Annotated in this window: 24 protein-coding genes; 17 read left to right on the top strand and 7 right to left on the bottom strand. The window is 70.1% G+C overall.

The window, feature by feature from the left end:
• Window positions 1–100: 100 nt before the first annotated feature.
• Genes VGZ23_16860 through VGZ23_16810 form a run of 11 tightly spaced genes read left to right on the top strand, consistent with a single transcriptional unit; the run spans window position 101 to window position 8,386 of the window.
• A complete protein-coding gene (locus VGZ23_16860) occupies window positions 101–1,282 on the top strand; it encodes a 4Fe-4S dicluster domain-containing protein (GenBank protein ID HEV2359264.1) in 1,182 nt (393 codons plus the stop codon).
• Window positions 1,283–1,320: 38 nt separating this feature from the next.
• Window positions 1,321–1,782: a cyclic nucleotide-binding domain-containing protein gene (locus VGZ23_16855; protein HEV2359263.1), complete on the top strand. Its 462-nt coding sequence runs from the start codon at window positions 1,321–1,323 to the stop codon at window positions 1,780–1,782.
• On the top strand, window positions 1,760–2,623 hold the full coding sequence (locus VGZ23_16850) for an FAD/NAD(P)-binding protein (protein HEV2359262.1): 864 nt from the start codon (window positions 1,760–1,762) through the stop codon (window positions 2,621–2,623). Before VGZ23_16855 ends, VGZ23_16850 begins: the two co-directional genes overlap by 23 nt.
• Window positions 2,623–3,486, top strand: a complete 864-nt coding sequence (locus tag VGZ23_16845) for an oxidoreductase (protein HEV2359261.1) — start codon at window positions 2,623–2,625, stop codon at window positions 3,484–3,486. Before VGZ23_16850 ends, VGZ23_16845 begins: the two co-directional genes overlap by 1 nt.
• Window positions 3,476–4,786, top strand: a complete 1,311-nt coding sequence (locus tag VGZ23_16840) for a Ni/Fe hydrogenase subunit alpha (protein ID HEV2359260.1) — start codon at window positions 3,476–3,478, stop codon at window positions 4,784–4,786. The genes VGZ23_16845 and VGZ23_16840 overlap by 11 nt, the downstream gene beginning before the upstream one ends.
• Window positions 4,787–4,799: 13 nt before the next feature.
• Window positions 4,800–5,303, top strand: coding sequence for a hydrogenase maturation protease (locus VGZ23_16835; protein ID HEV2359259.1), 504 nt, complete (start codon window positions 4,800–4,802; stop codon window positions 5,301–5,303).
• Entirely contained in the window at window positions 5,281–5,547 is a 267-nt protein-coding gene (locus VGZ23_16830) for a HypC/HybG/HupF family hydrogenase formation chaperone (GenBank protein HEV2359258.1), read from the top strand. Before VGZ23_16835 ends, VGZ23_16830 begins: the two co-directional genes overlap by 23 nt.
• Window positions 5,544–6,302 (top strand): DUF6390 family protein, encoded by a 759-nt coding sequence (locus VGZ23_16825; protein ID HEV2359257.1) that lies wholly within the window; start codon window positions 5,544–5,546, stop codon window positions 6,300–6,302. The genes VGZ23_16830 and VGZ23_16825 overlap by 4 nt, the downstream gene beginning before the upstream one ends.
• Before the next feature lie 5 nt (window positions 6,303–6,307).
• A complete protein-coding gene (locus VGZ23_16820; GenBank protein HEV2359256.1) occupies window positions 6,308–6,688 on the top strand; it encodes a hydrogenase maturation nickel metallochaperone HypA in 381 nt (126 codons plus the stop codon).
• Window positions 6,669–7,349: a hydrogenase nickel incorporation protein HypB gene (hypB, locus tag VGZ23_16815; GenBank protein ID HEV2359255.1), complete on the top strand. Its 681-nt coding sequence runs from the start codon at window positions 6,669–6,671 to the stop codon at window positions 7,347–7,349. The genes VGZ23_16820 and hypB overlap by 20 nt, the downstream gene beginning before the upstream one ends.
• The gene (locus VGZ23_16810; GenBank protein ID HEV2359254.1) at window positions 7,346–8,386 is read left to right on the top strand and encodes a DMT family transporter; all 1,041 of its coding nucleotides are present in this window, start codon (window positions 7,346–7,348) and stop codon (window positions 8,384–8,386) included. The genes hypB and VGZ23_16810 overlap by 4 nt, the downstream gene beginning before the upstream one ends.
• On the opposite strand, the gene VGZ23_16805 is transcribed toward VGZ23_16810, so the two are convergent.
• The gene (locus VGZ23_16805; GenBank protein HEV2359253.1) at window positions 8,370–10,100 is read right to left on the bottom strand and encodes a formate--tetrahydrofolate ligase; all 1,731 of its coding nucleotides are present in this window, start codon (window positions 10,098–10,100) and stop codon (window positions 8,370–8,372) included. The two genes, VGZ23_16810 and VGZ23_16805, sit on opposite strands and share 17 nt — an antisense overlap.
• 263 nt (window positions 10,101–10,363) lie before the next feature.
• Window positions 10,364–10,804, bottom strand: coding sequence for a vitamin K epoxide reductase family protein (locus VGZ23_16800; GenBank protein HEV2359252.1), 441 nt, complete (start codon window positions 10,802–10,804; stop codon window positions 10,364–10,366).
• Window positions 10,805–11,005: 201 nt separating this feature from the next.
• Here VGZ23_16800 and VGZ23_16795 point away from each other — a divergent pair, with 201 nt between their 5' ends.
• A complete protein-coding gene (locus VGZ23_16795) occupies window positions 11,006–11,656 on the top strand; it encodes a thioredoxin domain-containing protein (GenBank protein HEV2359251.1) in 651 nt (216 codons plus the stop codon).
• 247 nt (window positions 11,657–11,903) lie between these two features.
• Here VGZ23_16795 and VGZ23_16790 read toward each other — a convergent pair whose 3' ends face one another.
• The 5 genes from VGZ23_16790 to VGZ23_16770 all read right to left on the bottom strand — a co-directional run bounded on the left by VGZ23_16790 (window position 11,904) and on the right by VGZ23_16770 (window position 14,349).
• Window positions 11,904–12,191: a glycoside hydrolase family 13 gene (locus VGZ23_16790; GenBank protein HEV2359250.1), complete on the bottom strand. Its 288-nt coding sequence runs from the start codon at window positions 12,189–12,191 to the stop codon at window positions 11,904–11,906.
• 16 nt (window positions 12,192–12,207) lie between these two features.
• The gene (locus VGZ23_16785) at window positions 12,208–12,645 is read right to left on the bottom strand and encodes a universal stress protein (protein HEV2359249.1); all 438 of its coding nucleotides are present in this window, start codon (window positions 12,643–12,645) and stop codon (window positions 12,208–12,210) included.
• A gap of 36 nt (window positions 12,646–12,681) precedes the next feature.
• The gene (locus tag VGZ23_16780) at window positions 12,682–12,909 is read right to left on the bottom strand and encodes an SHOCT domain-containing protein (protein ID HEV2359248.1); all 228 of its coding nucleotides are present in this window, start codon (window positions 12,907–12,909) and stop codon (window positions 12,682–12,684) included.
• 6 nt (window positions 12,910–12,915) lie between these two features.
• Window positions 12,916–13,452, bottom strand: a complete 537-nt coding sequence (locus VGZ23_16775) for a CBS domain-containing protein (protein HEV2359247.1) — start codon at window positions 13,450–13,452, stop codon at window positions 12,916–12,918.
• A 111-nt stretch (window positions 13,453–13,563) separates the two neighbouring features.
• Window positions 13,564–14,349 (bottom strand): zinc permease, encoded by a 786-nt coding sequence (locus tag VGZ23_16770; protein HEV2359246.1) that lies wholly within the window; start codon window positions 14,347–14,349, stop codon window positions 13,564–13,566.
• 184 nt (window positions 14,350–14,533) lie between these two features.
• Between VGZ23_16770 and VGZ23_16765 the strand changes: the two genes are divergently transcribed.
• The 5 genes from VGZ23_16765 (at window position 14,534) to VGZ23_16745 (ending at window position 18,070) form a co-directional block, all read left to right on the top strand.
• Entirely contained in the window at window positions 14,534–14,962 is a 429-nt protein-coding gene (locus tag VGZ23_16765; protein ID HEV2359245.1) for a transcriptional repressor, read from the top strand.
• A complete protein-coding gene (locus VGZ23_16760) occupies window positions 14,959–15,990 on the top strand; it encodes a YncE family protein (GenBank protein HEV2359244.1) in 1,032 nt (343 codons plus the stop codon). Before VGZ23_16765 ends, VGZ23_16760 begins: the two co-directional genes overlap by 4 nt.
• A gap of 163 nt (window positions 15,991–16,153) precedes the next feature.
• Entirely contained in the window at window positions 16,154–16,612 is a 459-nt protein-coding gene (locus tag VGZ23_16755; GenBank protein ID HEV2359243.1) for a DsrE/DsrF/DrsH-like family protein, read from the top strand.
• Between the two features lie 9 nt (window positions 16,613–16,621).
• Entirely contained in the window at window positions 16,622–16,864 is a 243-nt protein-coding gene (locus tag VGZ23_16750; GenBank protein HEV2359242.1) for a sulfurtransferase TusA family protein, read from the top strand.
• A 9-nt stretch (window positions 16,865–16,873) separates the two neighbouring features.
• Entirely contained in the window at window positions 16,874–18,070 is a 1,197-nt protein-coding gene (locus tag VGZ23_16745; GenBank protein ID HEV2359241.1) for an FAD-dependent oxidoreductase, read from the top strand.
• The last annotated feature ends 28 nt before the right edge of the window (window positions 18,071–18,098 follow it).

Genomic DNA, 18,098 nt, shown 5'->3' with positions numbered 1-18,098 from the left:
GGCTTTCGTTGGGGAGATCACGAAGGAACTCGGCGACACCGGCCGGGTCCCCGCGCCGACCGTGCGCGCGGAGGCGGCGGCCGCACGACGGTGACCACCGATGGCGAAACCCGCACCCCAGGCGCTTCGTGTTCTTGCGGCCGACGGACTGAATGCGCTCTTCGACGCCTTACGCCGCCGAGGGTACCGCCTCGTCGGTCCCACCCCGCGCGACGGGGCGATCGTCTACGATGAGATCGCCTCTGCGGCGGACCTTCCCGCCGGCTGGACCGATGTCCAGGACGGCGGCACCTACCGGCTCGCGCGCCGGGACGATCAGGCGCTCTTCGGTTACGCCGTCGGTCCGCACTCGTGGAAGCGGTTCCTCTTCCCTGCCTCAACTCGCCTGTGGTCGGCGCGCCGCAACGGGGACGGCTTCGACGTCGACGCGACGCAGGAAGACCCGCCGCCGTACGCGTTCATCGGCGTCCGCGCGTGCGAACTGCATGCGATCGCTGTCCAGGACCGTGTGTTCCTCAAAGGCCCCCACGTGGACCCCACGTACAAAGCGCGGCGGCAGCGCGCGTTCATCGTCGCGGTGAACTGCGGCCAGGCCGGCGGAACGTGCTTCTGTGTCTCCATGAAGACGGGGCCTCGGGCCACCGCCGGGTTCGATCTGGCCCTCACGGAGACTCTCGAGGACGGGCGGCACGAGTTCATCGTCGAGACCGGCACGGACCGGGGCGCCGACGTGCTTCGTGAGGTGCCGCTCCGGGACGGTCCGCCGGACGCCGCGGCGGCAATCGATCGAACCGTGGCCCGCGCGGCGGCGCAGATGGGCCGGACGATGGACACGACCGGGATCAAGGAGTTGCTCTACCGGAACCTCGACCATCCCCGCTGGGACCACGTCGCCGCCCGCTGCCTCACGTGCGCCAACTGCACGATGGTTTGTCCCACCTGCTTCTGCAGCTCGGTCGAGGACACCACCGACCTCACCGGCGAGCACGCGGAGCGGTGGCGCCGGTGGGACTCGTGCTTCACGATGGATTTTTCCTACATTCACGGCGGCAACGTGCGGAGCTCCGCGAAGTCTCGATACCGGCAGTGGATGACGCACAAGCTCGCCACCTGGATCGACCAGTTTGGCACTTCGGGCTGCGTGGGCTGCGGACGCTGCATCACCTGGTGCCCCGTCGGCATCGACATTACCGAGGAGGTCCGCGCGATCCGCGAGAGCGAGCCGCCGCCCCCCGGCGGTGACACGTCGGGCGTTGGTGATCCGGGCGGCAAAGGAGCGTAAGACGGCGCCCGCCGACGCGTCGTGAAGGGAGGACCGGGATGCGTGACCTGGCGGACATTCTGGCCGGCCATCCGTTCTTCCGCGGGCTACCGTCCGACGACGTCCAGCTCATCGCCGGATGCGGCTCGAACGTCCACTACGCCGAGAACGACGTCATCTTTCGCGAGGGCGATCCCGCGGACCACTTCTATCTGCTCCGCCACGGGCGCGTGGCGCTGGAGATCGCTTCGCCGGACCGCGGACCGCTCACGGTGCTGACGCTCGGCGCAGGCGACGTGCTCGGCTGGTCCTGGCTGGTGCCGCCCTACCGCATGTCGTGCGATGCGCGCGCGCTCGAGCTCGTCCGGGCGACGGAGTTCGACGGTGCCTGCATCCGCCGGAAATGCGAAGAGGATCCCCGCCTCGGCTACGAGCTGCTGAAGCGGTTCGCCATGGTGTTCGGGCAGCGGCTGCGGACGGCCCGTTTACAAGTGCTCGATGTCTACGGCACCCGTGTGTGACGCGCAGCCGGACCCGATGGCGCCCGCACCGTACCGGGTGCGGCGCGTGGTGCGCGACACGCACGACACCGTGACGCTCGAGCTCGCGGCCGACGAGGGGACGGCATTCGCGCCCGGGCAGTTCAACATGCTCTACGTGTTCGGGCTCGGCGAAGTCCCGATCTCGATCAGCGGCGACCCGGCGAAACCAGGCGTGCTCACACACACGGTCCGGGCGGTCGGGGCGGTCACCCGCGCGCTTCGCGGCCTGCGCCGCGGCGGGGTGGTCGGTCTCCGCGGTCCCTTCGGCAGCGCCTGGCCGCTGGACCAGGCGGCCGGACGCGACGTCGTGGTCATGGCCGGCGGGATCGGCCTCGCGCCCCTGCGCCCGGCCGTCTACCACCTGCTCGCGCATCGCGACCGGTACGGACGGGTGGTGGTGCTGTACGGCGCCCGGACGCCGGCCGATCTCTTGTACACGCGCGAGCTGGCGCGGTGGCGCGGCCGCTTCGACGTGCAGATCGAGGTGACCGTCGACGCGGCGCCGGTGCCGGCAACGGCTGGCCGCGCGTGGCGCGGCCACGTCGGGGTCGCGGGCACGCTCCTCCCCCTCGCGGAGTTCGAACCGTCCGACGCGGTGGCGCTCGTGTGCGGGCCCGAGGTCATGATGCGCTTTGCGATCGCGGACCTGCGGCACCGCGGCCTGGCCCCCGAGCAGATCTACCTGTCCATGGAACGCAACATGCGGTGCGCGATCGGGCTGTGCGGCCACTGCCAGTTCGGACCGGCCTTCGTTTGCAAGGACGGGCCGGTGTTCCGCTACGATCGTCTCGCGCCGTTTCTCGGGGTGCGGGAGTTCTGATGACGGGCCGGCGGCGAACGACCTCGGGGGGACGGAGCGGCCGGCCGACGCTCGCGGTCTGGAAGTTCGCGTCCTGCGACGGCTGCCAGTTGAGCCTCCTGTCGTGCGAAGACGAGCTGCTCGCGCTCGCGGGCCGAATCGAGATCGCGTACTTCCTCGAGGCGTCGCGCGGCACGGTCGGCGGCCCGTACGATGTGTCGCTCGTCGAAGGCTCCATCACGACGGCGGACGACGCGGAGCGGATCCGGCGTGTGCGCCGCGCGTCGCGGTATCTCGTCACGATCGGCGCCTGCGCCACCGCCGGCGGAATCCAGGCGCTGCGCAACTTCCAGAACGTCCAGGAATTTCTTCAGGCCGTCTACGCGAAGCCGGAGTACATTCAGACCCTGGCCACCTCGACGCCGATCTCGGCGCACGTCAAGGTGGATTTCGAGCTCCAGGGATGTCCGATCAACAAGGTCCAGCTCCTGGAGGTCTTGAGCGCGTACCTGCGCGGACGGTCTCCCGGCATCCGGAACCATAGCGTGTGCGTGGAGTGCAAGCGCCGCGGGACTGTGTGCGTCATCGTGGCGCGCGGGACGCCGTGTCTCGGTCCGGTCACGCACGCGGGGTGCGGGGCGATCTGTCCGGCGTATGACCGGGGATGTTACGGCTGCTACGGACCGATGGAGAGCCCGAACACGGCGGCGCTCTCCGGCTGGTGGCGGCGTCTCGGCGTCCCGGAACCGGCGATCGCCCTCGCCTACCGCGGCATCAACGGGTATACCAGCGCCTTCCGCATCGCGGCCGAGGCAACGGGCGCGGGCGGACCCAACCGTCCGGCCTCGCCGGAGGCCGGGAAGGACAAGCCCCATGCCGGCTGAACGCCGCTCGGGCCGTCTGCGCACCATCAAGGTGGACGCCCTGGCCAGGGTGGAGGGTGAGGGCGCGCTCTACGTGCGGACCTCGCGCGGCCGCGTGACCGACGTCCGCCTCCGGATCTACGAGCCGCCGCGCTTCTTCGAAGCCTTCCTGCGCGGGCGCGCGTTCACAGAAGCACCGGACATCACGGCCCGCATCTGCGGCATCTGTCCCGTCGCCTATCAGATGAGCGCCTGCCGGGCGATGGAGGACGCGTGCGGCGTGCGGGTGGACGAACAAGTGCGGGCGCTGCGCCGCCTCCTGTACTGCGGCGAGTGGATCCAGAGCCACGCGCTCCACGTGTACATGCTGCACGCGCCCGACTTTCTCGGGTACGGGAGCATCGTCGAGATGGCCGGCGACCACCTCGAAGCCGTGCAGCGCGGGCTCGCCCTGAAGCAAACCGGCAACGAGCTCATGCGCCTGCTCGGCGGCCGCGAGGTGCACCCGATCAACGTGCGGGTGGGCGGATTCTACCGCGTGCCGTCCCGGGCGGAACTGAGCGGGATCGCGGACCGGCTCCGGCGGGCCCGGGACGCGGCGGTCGAGACGGTCCGCTGGGTCGCCGGCTTCGACTTTCCGGAGTTCGAACAGCCCTACGAGTTCGTCGCCCTGCGCCGGCCGGGCGAGTACCCGATCGACGACGGCCGGATCGCCAGCAGCGGCGGACTCGACATCCCGGTTGCCGAGTTCGGCGACCACTTCGTCGAGGAGCAGGTCCCGCACTCACACGCCCTGCACTCGCGCCTCCGGGCCCGGGGCGCCTACTTGGCGGGTCCGCTCGCCCGCTATAACCTCAACTTCGACGCCCTCTCCCCCCTGGCCCAGGAGGCCGCGCGCAAGGCCGGCCTCGGGCCGGCGTGCCGGAACCCGTTCCAGAGTATTATCGTCCGTGGCGTCGAGCTGGTGTACGCCTGCGACGAGGCGCTGCGGCTCATCGACGAGTACGAGGTGCCTGCGCGGCCGTTCGTTGACGTACCGGCCCGCGCGGCGACCGGGCACGGGTGCACCGAGGCGCCACGCGGCATCCTCTATCACCGGTACACGATCGACAAGGGCGGGACGATCCTCGACGCGCGGATCGTCCCCCCGACGTCGCAGAACCAGGCGCAGATCGAAGCCGACCTCCGGAACGTCGTCCAGCAGTCGCTCGCGCTGGCGGACGACCGGCTCACCCTGCGCTGCGAGCAGGCGGTTCGCAACTACGACCCGTGCATCTCGTGCGCGACCCACTTTCTCCGGCTCCACATCGACCGTGGTTAGCGCGAGGGCGGCGGTGCCGGTGCTCGTGATCGGGGTCGGCAACGAGTACCGCCGCGACGACGGTGCCGGGCTCGCGGCCGCCCGGCGACTCGGCGCGGCCGCGGGCGTGCCGGTGATGCTGCACGACGGGCGGGACGGGACCGCGTTGCTCGACGCGTGGCGGGGAGCCGAAACGGTGATTCTGTTCGACGCCGCACAGTCCGGAGCCGCCGCCGGGACGATGCACCGCCTGGACGCCGGCGGAGAAGACGAGCCGTCGGAGGTCCGCCGGGGTCTGGGCGCCGGTCACGCGCCCGGCGCTTCGACGCACGGGCTCGGCGTGGCGGAGGCGATCGCGCTCGCACGCGCGCTCCGATGCCTGCCCCGGCGGCTCATCATCATCGGGATCGAGGGGTCACGCTTCGATGACGGTGTCGGCCTGTCGCACGCCGTTGAACGGGGCATGGACGAGGCCGTGGCCCTCGGGCTCCACGAGATTCCGGAGGCGTACTTCGATGTGCGTCGCGCTGCCCGGTAGGGTCCTCGACATCACCGACCCTGAGGCCCGCACGGCGCGGGTCGACGTCCGTGGGACGCCCCGGACGATCCTCCTCGGCCTGCTCGACGTGCAACCCGGCGACTGGGTCCTCGTGAGCCTGGGGTTGGCGGTCGAGCGGATCTCGGCGGCCGACGCGGCTGCGACACTGCGGCTCCTCGACGAACTCGAAACCACGGCGCTCGAGGCAACGGCGCCGGACGTGGTACGGGAAGCCGGCTCATGAGCCGCGACGGGGCGCTCCTGGCCGCGCGGTTCAGCTTCATGCCGAACCGCCTCGGCTACTGCGGTCCCGAAGAAAACCGGACGATGCTCGAGTATCTCGGCGACGAGCACGGCGACCGGGGGCTCGAGCAGATCCTGACGCGCTTCGCCGGCGCGTTCCCCTACTACACGTTCATCGCCGCCGCCAACGGCATCCCCGACCCCTTTGACGTGCGTGTGATCGAAGCATACTGGCTCGGCAACGCCCTGCTGGCGCGCGTCGAAGCCGCGGACCTGTGGCGGCATCTCGAAGAGCGGTTCAGCGGGCGGTTTCCCGCACCGCTCCTGCGCTCCGTCCTGGGCCAGGCGCCGGCGGGCGCCCGGCCCCATCACAACTTCCACGTCTTCAGCATGCCCGTGCGGACAGGCCACCGGGAAACGTCCCACAGCCTCGCCACGATGGACGCGTGCCGGATCAGCTGGGGACGGGTGATCGCCGAGCACGGCGACGCGCTCCTGGTGGAACGCCGCCCGCTCACCCTCGTGGAAGACGACATCGTCTTGGGCGCGCCCGAACCCCGCAGCGTGCTGCGGCGATTCGACGGTGAGACGCTGCTCGCCGGAGTCCGCCCCGGAGACGTGGTCGCCGTGCACTGGGGATGCGCGTGTCACCGGCTCACGGCCGGGCAGCATCGGTATCTCGTCCACTACACCCGGCATCACCTGGCGCTGGCCAACCGGGGGCGGCGGGGACTCGAGCTCCCCGTGGGGGTCTGACCACCGTGCACGAACTGTCGATCGCCGTGCGCCTGGTGGATCTCGCCGCCGAGCGGGCCGCGGAACTCGGAGGCGCGGGCCCCGCGGGGATTCGGGTCGACGCCGTGCACGTCCGGCTCGGCGCACTCGCCGGCGTGGCCGAGGAGGCGCTGCGGTTCTCGTTCGAGGTGGCCTGCCGCGGCACGCCGCTCGACGGAGCCCGGCTCGTCGTCGAGCGCGTCCCGGTCGCCGTGTCGTGCGCGGCGTGCGGGGCCGAACGCGTCCTGGATGACCCGTTCCGGTTCCGGTGCCCGGTCTGCGGCGGACCCGCGACCGGCGTGGTCCGCGGCCGGGAGATCGAGTTGACGGCCCTGGAGGTCGAGGAGCATGTCGCCGCGCATCGTTGAAGTTCGCCGGAACGTACTGGCCAAGAACGACGCGCTGGCCGGGCGGTTGCGGCAGGCGTTTGCCGGCGCCGGGGTCTGCGCGGTCGGTTTGGTCTCGAGTCCCGGCGCGGGCAAGACCGTCTTGCTCGGCGAAACCCTGCGGCGGTTGCGGACGCGTTACCGCGTCGCCGCGCTCGTCGGCGACCTCGCCACCGACAACGACGCGGTGCGCCTCAGGGAGAGCGGTGCGCCGGTGCGGCAGATCACGACCGGCACGGTCTGCCATCTCGACGCGGAGATGGTCGGCCGGGCGCTCGAGGGCTGGGACCTGGCCGAGTTCGACTTCCTGTTCATCGAGAACGTCGGCAACCTCGTCTGCCCCGCGGCCTACGACCTCGGCGAGGACCTGCGGGCCGTGCTGCTCTCCGTCACCGAGGGGGAAGACAAGCCCCTGAAATATCCGACGATCTTCAACGTCGCCGACCTGGCCGTCATCACCAAGACGGACTTGGCCGAGGCCGCCGGGTACGACGAGGCGCTGGCCCGCCGGCATGTCGACGCCGTGCGCCCGGGGCTCGAGGTGTTTCGGGTCTCGGCGAAATCGGGCGAAGGCCTGCCGGCCTGGCTCGCCCGCCTGGAGGCCGCGCTGACCGCGAAGCGCGCGGTAATGGCGCGGGCGTGACGCTCGAGATCACGCGTCCTCGCCCGGCGGGCGGGACCGGCGCATCGACCCCGGCGGAACCGCGGGAGGGACGGGCACCCGCGGCGACCCGCGCCCGCGCGGGGGCGCGCGCCCGCGACCCACGGCTCGGCTATCAGCTCGCCGCCCTCAACGCCGTCATCAGCGGGTTCGCCGTCTACCTGAACAGCCTCGGCGTCAAGATGTTCGCGGACTCCACGCTGTACACGGCGTTGAAGAACGGCGTGGTCGCGCTCGTCGTGGTGCTGCCGTTTCTGGTGAGCGCCGCCCGCCGGCAGGACCTGGCGCGGCTCACCCGCCGTGAGTGGGGGCTGCTCGTGCTGATCGCGCTCGTCGCGGGCAGTCTGGCCTACGGGCTCGATTTCCGGGGACGCCAGATCAGCACGGCCACGACGGCCGCGGTGATCGGGCACGCCGAGTTCCTGATCGTGGCGCTCGCGGCCGCCGTGTTCCTGCGCGAGCGCTTCCCCCGGACCGTCCCCGCCGCCCTGCTCGTCCTCACCGCCGGCCTCGCGCTCGGCCTGCGCGTGCATGACGTCCGCCTCGACGCCGGCGTCCTGTGGCTCGCCGCGGGCACGCTGTTGTTCGCAGCCGGGGCCGTCCTGATCAAGGTCGCTCTGCGCACCGTCCCGGTCGCGGCGGTGGTGGGGGTGAAGATGGTGCTCGGCGCCGCGCTGCTGTTCGCCTACGTGGCCGCGACCGGGGGGCTTGCCTCGATCGTCCGCCTCTCCACGGTGCAGTGGGGCTTTGTCCTGGTCACGGGCCTCATCTTGCTGGCGTTCACGGTGACCGCGATCGGCGGCCTCCACCACGCCTCGGCCACCGGGGTGACGGCCGTCTCCGCCGGGGCGCCGGTCGTCACCGCGGCGCTGGTGGCGACGACCCGCCGCGTCCCGCTCCACCCGGCCCAACTCTTGAGCCTCGGCCTGGTACTGACCGGGGTCTTCGCGGTGTACGTCGCGGGTGTCGCCGAGGAGCGCCGCGCCGCCGCGCGGCGCGGCCTCACACGAGCCCGGTGACCTGTCCCTCCGGATCCACGTCGATCTCCGCCGCGTGGGGATGGCTCGGCAGGCCGGGCATGGTCATGATATCCCCGGCCAGGGCGTAGAGGTATCCGGCGCCCGCGGCCAGGCGCACCCCGCGGATCGGGAACGTGTACCCTCCGGGCGCGCCCTTCAGCGTGGGATCGTGCGACAGCGACAGGTGCGTCTTCGCGACGCACACCGGCAGCCCGCCGTAGCCGGCCTTCACGTAGCGCTCCAGATCTCGCCGGGCCTCCGGGGTGAACGACACGTCCGCGGCACCGTAGAGCCGGGTGGCGAGCGTGGTGATCTTGGCCTCCGGGCTGTCGGCGGGAGCGTACAGCGGCCGTACCGGGGCCCCGAGCCGGCACGCCCCCTCGACGGCTTCCGCCAACTCGACGCAGCCCGCGCCGCCGTCCGTAAACGCCCGGTGTTCCGCCACGGCCACCGCGCCGGCCTCGGCCGCCGCCGTCCGCACCGCCCGCAGTTCCGCGGGCGAGTCGGTGTCACGGCGATTCACCGCCACGACCACGGGGACGCCGAACGCGCGCAGGTTTTGGATCTGTTTTCGCAGATTGGCCGCGCCCGCCTCGACGTCGGGCACGTTCTCCCGCCACAGGTCCGCAGGGACCGGCCGGCCTTCCGCCAGATGGTACCGTCCGGAGTGACTCTTGATGCCCGGGACCGTCGCGACGAGGACGGCGGCATCGGGCACGAGCCCCGAGGCCGCGCTCTTGATGTGGAAGAACTTCTCCGCGCCCATGTCGGCCCCGAAGCCGGCCTCGGTCACGAGATAGTCCACCCGAGGCAGCGCGACGAGATCCGCGATGATCGAGGAGTTCCCGTGCGAAATGTTGCCGAAGGGCCCGGTGTGGATGAACGCCGGGGTGCCTTCCCGGGTCTGCATGAGATTCGGCTGCAGCGCCTCGCGGAGGAGCGCCGCCATCGCGCCGGCGCAGCGCAACTCGCCGGCGAGAACCGGCCGGTCCCCGTCGAACCCCACGACGATCTTCCCGAGGCGCGCGCGCAGATCCCGGCCGTCCCGGCTCAACGCGAGGAGCGCCATCACTTCGCTCGCCGCGGTGATGTCGAACCCGGTCTCGCGCGGCACCCCCTGCGCGCGTCCGCCGAGTCCCGTGACGACATGGCGCAGGGCGCGGTCGGACACATCGACCACGCGCCGCCACTGGATGGTAAATGGATCGATCGGGACCGTATGCCGCATCAACGCGTCGTCAATGCAGGCGGCCAGCAGGTTGTTCGCGTTCGCCACGCCGTGCGAGTCACCGGGGACGCCGAGAAGACATTCCTCGAGCGGCACGATCTGCGCGGCGCCGCCGCCCGCCCCGCCGCCCTTCACGCCCAGCGTGGGGCCGAGCGCGGACTCGCGAATCGCCACCGCCGCCGTCCCGCCGCGGCGCCACAAGCCCATGGAGAGCCCGATAGCCGTGACGGTCTTGCCTTCGCCGAGCGGCGTCGGGGTTATCGCGGACACCAGCACGTACTTGCCGCGGGCCGGCGGCCCCCCGTCCGCAGGCAGGCCGGCGGCGGCGGCGGCGTCGATGACCTCGCGGCGGATCTTGGCGCGGTGGCGGCCCCGAAGATCGAGGTCGTGTTCGTCGAACCCGATGGCCGCCGCGACATCCCGAATGTCGCGAAGGACCGCGCCCGGGGCCGCTACGACGGCTGCAGGGGACAAGGCCGTGTGTATCAATCGGTCACTCCTCACCCGGCGCGTTGCGCCGCCGGCAATAGCGAAGCGCACGCTTTCTCTGGCTCTTCACCGTCTTCGACCGTCCGGCCGGTGCCTGCTGTCAATCGGCTGTTCTCCGGGGTTGCCCCCGAAGTACACCTTTCAACTCTCGGCATCCACGTCGACGGCCTTTGACTCGGCGACTTCGCCATTAGGCGTGCGCTCCACAATAAACCGTAGCAGGCGGGCATCGCGACGGCATCGGGCCCACATCGTATTCATCATCCGGCGTCCGTCCGGTTTTGCGCGAGGTCGATGGTCGCGATCACGCACAGCGCCGTGATCGTCGCGGCGGACACAAGACACCACGTGCAAAACGCGTGCAGGACCAGCGCCTCGATCGCGGTCAGATAGAGCGCGAACGCGGTGCCAACCACCGCGAGCCCGTGGGTAATGTACGCTGAAGGCGCGTGCGGCCCAGGCGGTCCCCACCGGCGCGCGGCGAGAGCCGCGACGATCGCGAGGTATCCGGCAACCCCGATGACGGCGACGGGCACGCCGGCCAGCGTCGCGAACCGGCTGGCGTTGACCGCTTCACAGCCGCGGAACGCTACACAGACCCGCACCGCCGGATCGTAATGATACCACGTCAAATACAGTGAATCCACGAGCCCGGCCAGCGCCAGCACGAGCATCGCCGTCGAGCGGCGCGCGGCATCCACGTGTAATGTGCTCCCCGACACGTTCACCAGGATAAGACATGCCCGGCGTGCCGGCCATCCGGCCTCGACCGTACTGGCCGTACGGTCCTACGACGATGACGCCCCGCGCGCGCCTCTGCTATACTCGCCACTGGCATGAACCCGCGGCGCTCCCGAACCCCCTTGCCTCAATCTGCGGCACGGCCGCATCCGCGGGCGTGGTTGTGGCCGGCTGCCACCGCGGCCGCGGTCATCGTCCTGGCGGCCGGCCTCTTCGCGTTCGTGAACCGCCCCGTCCGCGAAGGTCCGCTGTCGCTGGCCCCCGCAGGCGTGCCGAGGGGAGTGACCGCGACCGGCGAGCCGACGTTGGGGTCGCCCCAGGCGCGCGTCGTCATGGACGAGTTCGGGGATTTCCAATGTCCGTATTGCGGAGGGTTCGTGCGGGACACCGAGCCCCGCATTATCGCCGCCTACGTGCGGAGCGGCAAGGTCCGGATCGTCTGGCATTCCGTGGCCTTCATCGGGCCCGAATCCGTGCTGGCCGCCCGGGCCGCCTGGTGCGCGCAGGAGCGCGGGAAATTCTGGGAGTACTTCGCCGTCCTCTACGAGCACCAGGACGGGGAGAACACGGGCACGTTCAATCCGGCGCGTCTCGAGCGGTGGGCGGGCGACCTCGGGTTGGACCGCGCGGCGTTCGCGACGTGCCTCGCCAGCCCGCGGTCGCTGGCCGGGCCTCTTGCCGGCACACGGGAGGCGCAAAACGCCGGTATACACGAGACACCGGCCTTCATCGTCAACGGCCGAACGGCTACAGGAGCATTGACCTTCGACGAGTTGTCGGCGCTGATCGCCCAGGCCCTGTCGGCCCGGTAGCCGCGTAGCGTTCCTCATCCGCCGCCATGTCCTGGGCGTCCTTCAACAGCAACCCCTTCGCGCCGCGTAAATCCTTGGGGTCCTTGGGTCCCTTCGCGCCGCGCGCGCCGTGGAACGGCTTCCGGCCGCGCCCCACGTGCTGGGCCAGCCGGCCCTTGTCGACCTTCCGCGCACCCGTCGCCGCGTGTTTCATCGATGGGCCCCTCCTTCGACTCCCGGCCGCGCCGAACGTGCCTCGCGGCGGAAGCTAGACGACCCGCAGGGAATTGTGGCCGCCCCACTCGCTGGCCCGGCGGCCGTCATCCAGCGGGTCGTTCCACGGCACGCCGTCGACGAGGAACAGATACTCGTACTCGCCCGGCGACAACCATACCGCGATCGTCCACCAACCGTCGGGGTCGCGCCGCAGCGGGTGTGCCGCCGAGTCCCATCGGTTGAACGTGCCGACGAGCGCGATCGACCGGGCATCGGGCGCGCGGCGTCCGTCAAACCGGAAGATGACCTGCTCGAGCGGACGGCGGAGGACCGGTATCATGGCCGGACCGTCGGCGCTAGCGGACAATCAGCACGGGGATGCGCGCCCCGTGCAGCACGTGTTCGCTCACGCTCCCGAGGATGAGTCCGCCGATCTGCCCGAGCCCTCGGCTTCCCATGATGATGAGGTCCGCCTTCGCCTCGGCCGCCGCCGCGATGATTTCGTGTGACGGCTCGCCCCGCCGGTACTGCGCCGTGACGGGCACGTCCATGCCGTGGAACACCGCCGCGGTCTCCGCGAGGATGGTCTGGCCGGCCTTTTCGAAGCCCGCCTCGAGCGCGCCGTAATCGACCATGACGTCGGGGCCCGGGCCGCCGAGGGCAATGGCCGGAATGTGCCCGGCATTGACGAGCACCACTTCCGCCTCCCGCAGTTCCCGGACGAGATGCGCCGCGAGTTCCGCGGCCCGCCTCGCGTGACGCGATCCGTCCGTCGCCACCAGGATCCTCATCATCTGACATCCCCTCCTCCGCCGCCGTGGGCGGCTCCGCTAGGCGACGTCCCGCTTCATCTGATCGAACTGCTCTTTGGTCAACTCGCCGGCGGCGTAGCGCTTCCTGAGAATCTCAAGGGGCGTCTCCGGCTGCCGACCTGCCCCGGACCGCACAAACAGCACGACTACCGCGACGATCGCCGCGACGATCACGAGCATCCAGAGCCACCCCATGAGCATCGCGCCCCATCCCCACCCCGGTCCGTATCCGTACGGCCACATCATGGTCCGTCACCTCACCCGACCGCGCCGATCCGCGCGCGCCGCCCGACGAGGGGTTGGGCGGCCCGATCGGCTCGACCGGCCCGGGCGCGCAGCCGTGGCGCGATGCCGGGCTGCCGTTCCGGCAAGGCCGGCGCCGGGTTCGGTCTGCCGCGTCCCCCCCTCATGCAGGTTCAAGAAGACCTGGATGATGTCGCTCGCGCTGACGATGCCGGTCACCCGTCCCCCGCTCACCACCGGCACCCGCCGCACCATTTGGTCGAGCATGAGCGCGGCGACCTCCTCGACCGGCGTGTCTTCGGACACGGAGACCGCCTCCGCGGTCATGACGTCGCGGATTGTGCCGTATCGCGCGGAGAGATCGGTGAAGCTGACCATCCCGATCAATTGACCGGTGCCGTCGACCACCGGAGCACCGTGAATGCGATAGTGCAGCAGTGCGTCCGCCGCGTCGGCGATCGACATCCCCGGCGACAACGAGACGACGTCCTTGCTCATGATGTCGCGGGCAACCATCTGCGCCACCTCTCGCGCGCCCCGGGCCATGCCGTCGGCCCGCCGCGTCCACCTCCAGGGTAGCACCGGGCCGGCCCGGCGGACGATACGACCGGGGCTTGATTCTGCATTCAGGCGCGGCTCCGATCCCCGCCCGCTCCGTCAGGCGCCGCCGATGGTCAGGATCAAGTCGGTGGCATACGCGGCGAGGAAGCCGGCGATGATGCCCCACGCCGATACCGGGGGCTGCTGAAAGCGGCGGCCTACGGCGAACATCTCGCCGATCACGTAGAAGAGCGCGCCGGCGGCCAGGGCGAGGAACAGGACGAACGCCTGGGGCGAGGTGACGCGATACCCGAGCACCGTGCCGAGAAACGTCGGCCCCCCGCCGATCAGGCCCGCGGTGCCGAGAAACGACCACGACGGGATCTCTCCCGCCGCGGCCACGGGCGCCGCAACGGCAAATCCTTCGGTGATGTTGTGCAGGCCAAACCCCACCATAAGGATGATCGCAAACCCGATCGCACCGGTCGCCGCGGCCTGCCCGATGGCCAGGCCCTCCGAGAAGTTATGCAGGCCGAGGCCGGCGGCGATCATGAGCGTCAGTTGATGCGCCCGCGGCAGCCCGGGTGCCGTCCGCCGCCGGGCGACGTCGGCGAACGTGACCAACCCGACCAGCCCGAGGATCAAGCCGAACACGAGCATGCCGACCAGGGACCCGAAGACGTTCCAGTGCCCGGACTTCATGGCGGCCTTGAGCGCCCCGTCGATCGGCTCCTGCGCCTTTGAGAGAATGTCCCAAACGAGGAAGAGCAACACGCCGATCGCCACCGCGTTGAGCAGGTTCTGAATCGTCTTCGTCCGGGGCCCCAGCCGGGCGACCGGAAGTCCCAGGTAGATGGTGAACCCCGCCAGCGCCCCAAGTGCGGTCGTCTGCCAGACCGTCATGTCTTCGTATCGCCCCCCTTAAAGAGAAACGCGCACGGACGAGATGTTGCGTGCCGGATTCTAGAGTGCTACGGTCAGGAATAGCCGTCAAGGGCGAAAATGAACAGGCTGCGCCGAGGCTTGCAAGACAAGGGCTGGGCGCGATCCGTGAATCTCTGGCGCCGGTAAAAGGGTGGCAGGTCGAGTGGGACGGTTCTCGACAAATCAAGCCGTCGCGGCATTTCGAGCGCAGGGGCGCAACATCACGGCCCAGCGGATGGCCGTCTTTCAGACGCTCGAAAACGCCGAGGGTCACCCCACCGCGGAGGAACTTCATACCCGCCTCCGCCCCGCCGTCCCGGGTCTCGCCCTCAAGACAGTGTACGCGATCCTGCACGAACTCGCGGATCTCCGGCTGGTCGCGCCCCTGCCGCTTCCGGGAGGAGCGACGCACTGGGAGCAGAACACGACTCCGCATGGTCACCTCGTGTGCGACACGTGCCGGCGGGTCGTGGATCTCCCCGTCGATCCCACTGTGCTGATGCCCCTCGTCCGGCACGCTGCGCGGGGCTTCGACGCGACAGGGGCATCGCTCATCGTGCACGGACGGTGCCGGGAGTGCGCGACGCGATGACGGCACGGCCGGGGCGTCCCCTTACCCGCCGCGCGTTCTTAGGGGAGACCGGTGTCGCCGCGGGCATAGCCGCGTTGGGATGGCCGGCCGGAATCGCGCCGGCGGCGGCATCGCCGCCCCAGCGAACGGCGTCGAAGACGCGGGTCATCGCGCTCATCGCCAACAGTCTCAGCGACACCGTGACGCTGGCCGACGGCCAAACGCTGGAGCCCTTCGGCACGCTGCGCGTCGGCCGGGAGCCGCACAAGTTTCACCGGAGCCTCGGCGGGACGTCGGTCTACTCGTGCAACACGAGCAGCAACGAGCTGATCGAAATCGACCTCAAGACCCTGCGGCCGGTCCGCCGCCTCCCGATCCTCGATCCCTACAACATCACGTTCACCGGCGACGGCCGCCACCTCTACAAAGTGGCGTACCGCTACACGTTTGTCGAGGTCCACGACGCGCGCACGTTTCGCCGGATCAAGCGACTCGAGACCGGCCGCAAACCGAGCCACTTCTGGCTGGCCGGCGCGCGACACTGGTTTGTCAACGCGAACCAGCACTCCAACGTCGTGACTGTGATCGACACTCAGACGATCGCCGTGATCCACCGCCTGCCGGTCGATCCGCTGCCGGCCGGGGTCGCGGTGTCGCCGGACACGCGCTATCTTTTCGTCGCCAGCGGCGGAGCCGGCACAATCAGCGTGTTCGCCACGGACGACTGGCGGCTCACGAAACGGGTCCACAGCGGCAAGGACGCGCACGAAATGGTCATGACCCGCGACGGCCGCACGATCTATGTGACGAACCGGGGCGAGAACACGGTGAGCGCCTTCGACGTGCGGCGCCAGCGGGTGCTGGCCAAGTTTCGCGCTCCCGGGGGCCCCGATATGCCGATGCTGAGCCCCGACGAATCCCAATTGTGGGTCTCGGGCCGCTACGGCGATACGGCCACCGTGATCGACACCCGCACCCAGAGGATCCTCACCACGTTTCCCACCGAGCGTTCTCCGCACGGGGTGTTTCTGACCGCCGCACCGGCCTAGCCGCACGACCACCGGTGGCGACGGAGGCCTCCGTCCGGCCCGGCACCTGGGCCGATACGCACCGCGACCGACCACGGATACGACCCCCATCCGATGGTGTCCCCCTCGCGTCTTCCGTACGATTGCAAGTGTAGAGCAACGACGGCGATCGGGAGGGTTGACAATGCCCATAGAGACGACGTTGCCCACGGTGACGTCTGAGAAGCCCGGGACTGTAACAAGCGGCAAGCTGTCGATCATCATGTTCGGCGGGACGGCGGACAAATTCATTCCGCTCGGCGTGCTCGCGCAGGCCGCGGCGGCGATGGAAATGCAGGTCAACATCTTCGTGACGGGGTTCGCCCTGCTGGGATTCACGAAGCAGCCCCACGACCTGCCGTTCCCCGCGGAGTTCGCCTCGATGGCGCCGGCGCTGGCACAGGGCATGAAGGCGGCCCGCGTCGGGCCTTGGGACGCGATGCTGCGGCAGGCCAAGGAGCTGGGCGCCAAGGTCTACGCGTGCTCGATGATGGCGGACGTGATGGGCCTGACGAAGGCCGACTTTAACGACCTGATCGACGACGTCGTCGGGGCCGCGACCTTCCTCGAGGGCATTGAGCAGGGCCAAACGCTGTTCATCTGAGGTGTAGTCATGGACGGCACCACGACCCGCACGATGGTGGATTCCCGGGGTTCTTCGTGCCCCGGACCGATCACCGATCTCGCCATGGCATACCGGCGGGCGAAAGTCGGCGATACGATCGAACTGTGGGCGACCGACTCCGGGGTGAAGGCCGACGTGCAGGCGTGGGCCGCCAAGACGCGCAACGAGGTCGTATCGATCGAGGACCAGCCCGACAAGATCGTCGCCGTCGTCCGGATCCTGAGGCGGTGAGGTGACCCCATGAAGCGCGTGCTGATCGTCGGCGGAGGCTCCGGGGCCACCTTCCTTGCCAATACGCTCGACCGGCGGCGGTTCGACGTCACGGTCCTCAGCAAGTCGGCGACGCACCTCTTCCAGCCGGCGCTCCTCTACGTCGCGTTCAAGGGGGCGAGCGCGCGCAGCATCGTGCGCGACGAGCGCCGGCTGCTGCCGCGCCACGTCCGGTTCATCCAAGAATCGGCGGCGCGGATCAATCTCCACGACCGCACCGTGACGACCGACGGGGGCGCAACGTACGACTACGACGCCGTCGTCGTGGCGACGGGGGTGCGAACCGACCCGACGCAGATCCCGGGGCTCGCGGAGGTCAGCGAGCGGTTCGGCAATTACCACAGCAGCATCGCCTGGGCTCAGCGGGCGTGGGCGAGCCTCGACGCATTCCGCGGCGGCACGATCGTGCTCGGCCAGACCTCGCCCGTCATCAAGTGCCCGCCGTCCCCGGTCGAAGGCATGCTGCTCACGGAAGAGCTCCTGCACCGACGGGGGCTGCGGGACAAGACGCGTCTCGTCTTCATCTCGCCCTATCCGCGGGCATATCCGGCCGAGCCGATGAACGACATCGTCGACCCGATCCTCCGCTCGCGCGGCGTCGAGATCATGACATTCTTCGACGTGGATCGGATCGATCCGGACACCCGGACGATCTATTCGATCGAGGGCGAAGAGGTGCAGTACGACCTACCCATCCTCATCCCGCCGTTCGTCGGCGCCGACATCGCCTACGAGCCGGCGGGCGTGCTCGATGCGAACCACTTCGTGATCACCGACAAGGAGACGCTCCGGATCAAAGGCTTCGACGACGCGTTTGCCATCGGCGACACGACCAATCTGCCCACGTCCAAGGCCGGGGTCGGCGCGCATCTCGAGGCGAAGGTCGTGGCGGAGATCCTGGACGGCGCGCCGGTGCAGTTCCACGGCCGGACGCACTGCGCGGTCGACCTCGCGTACGGCCTGGGGACGTTTGTCATCGGCTCCTACACCTCGCCGGTGCTCAAGTATCGGCCGAGCCGGATCAACCACGTCATGAAGATGATGATGGCGCACATCTACTGGCTGAGCCTGCGGGGCACGCTCGACCCGGTCTTCGACTGGTACTTCGCCCGCACCGATCCCGACCGGCGGCCCCGGCCCCGCGCCGCCGGCGACCGGGCGGCCTGACGACGGAGGGGGCGGGGGGGGGGGCCGG

It is taken from the genome of bacterium (assembly GCA_035945995.1).
Classification (GTDB): domain Bacteria; phylum Sysuimicrobiota; class Sysuimicrobiia; order Sysuimicrobiales; family Segetimicrobiaceae; genus DASSJF01.
This window is presented reverse-complemented; position numbering and strand designations above follow the sequence as displayed.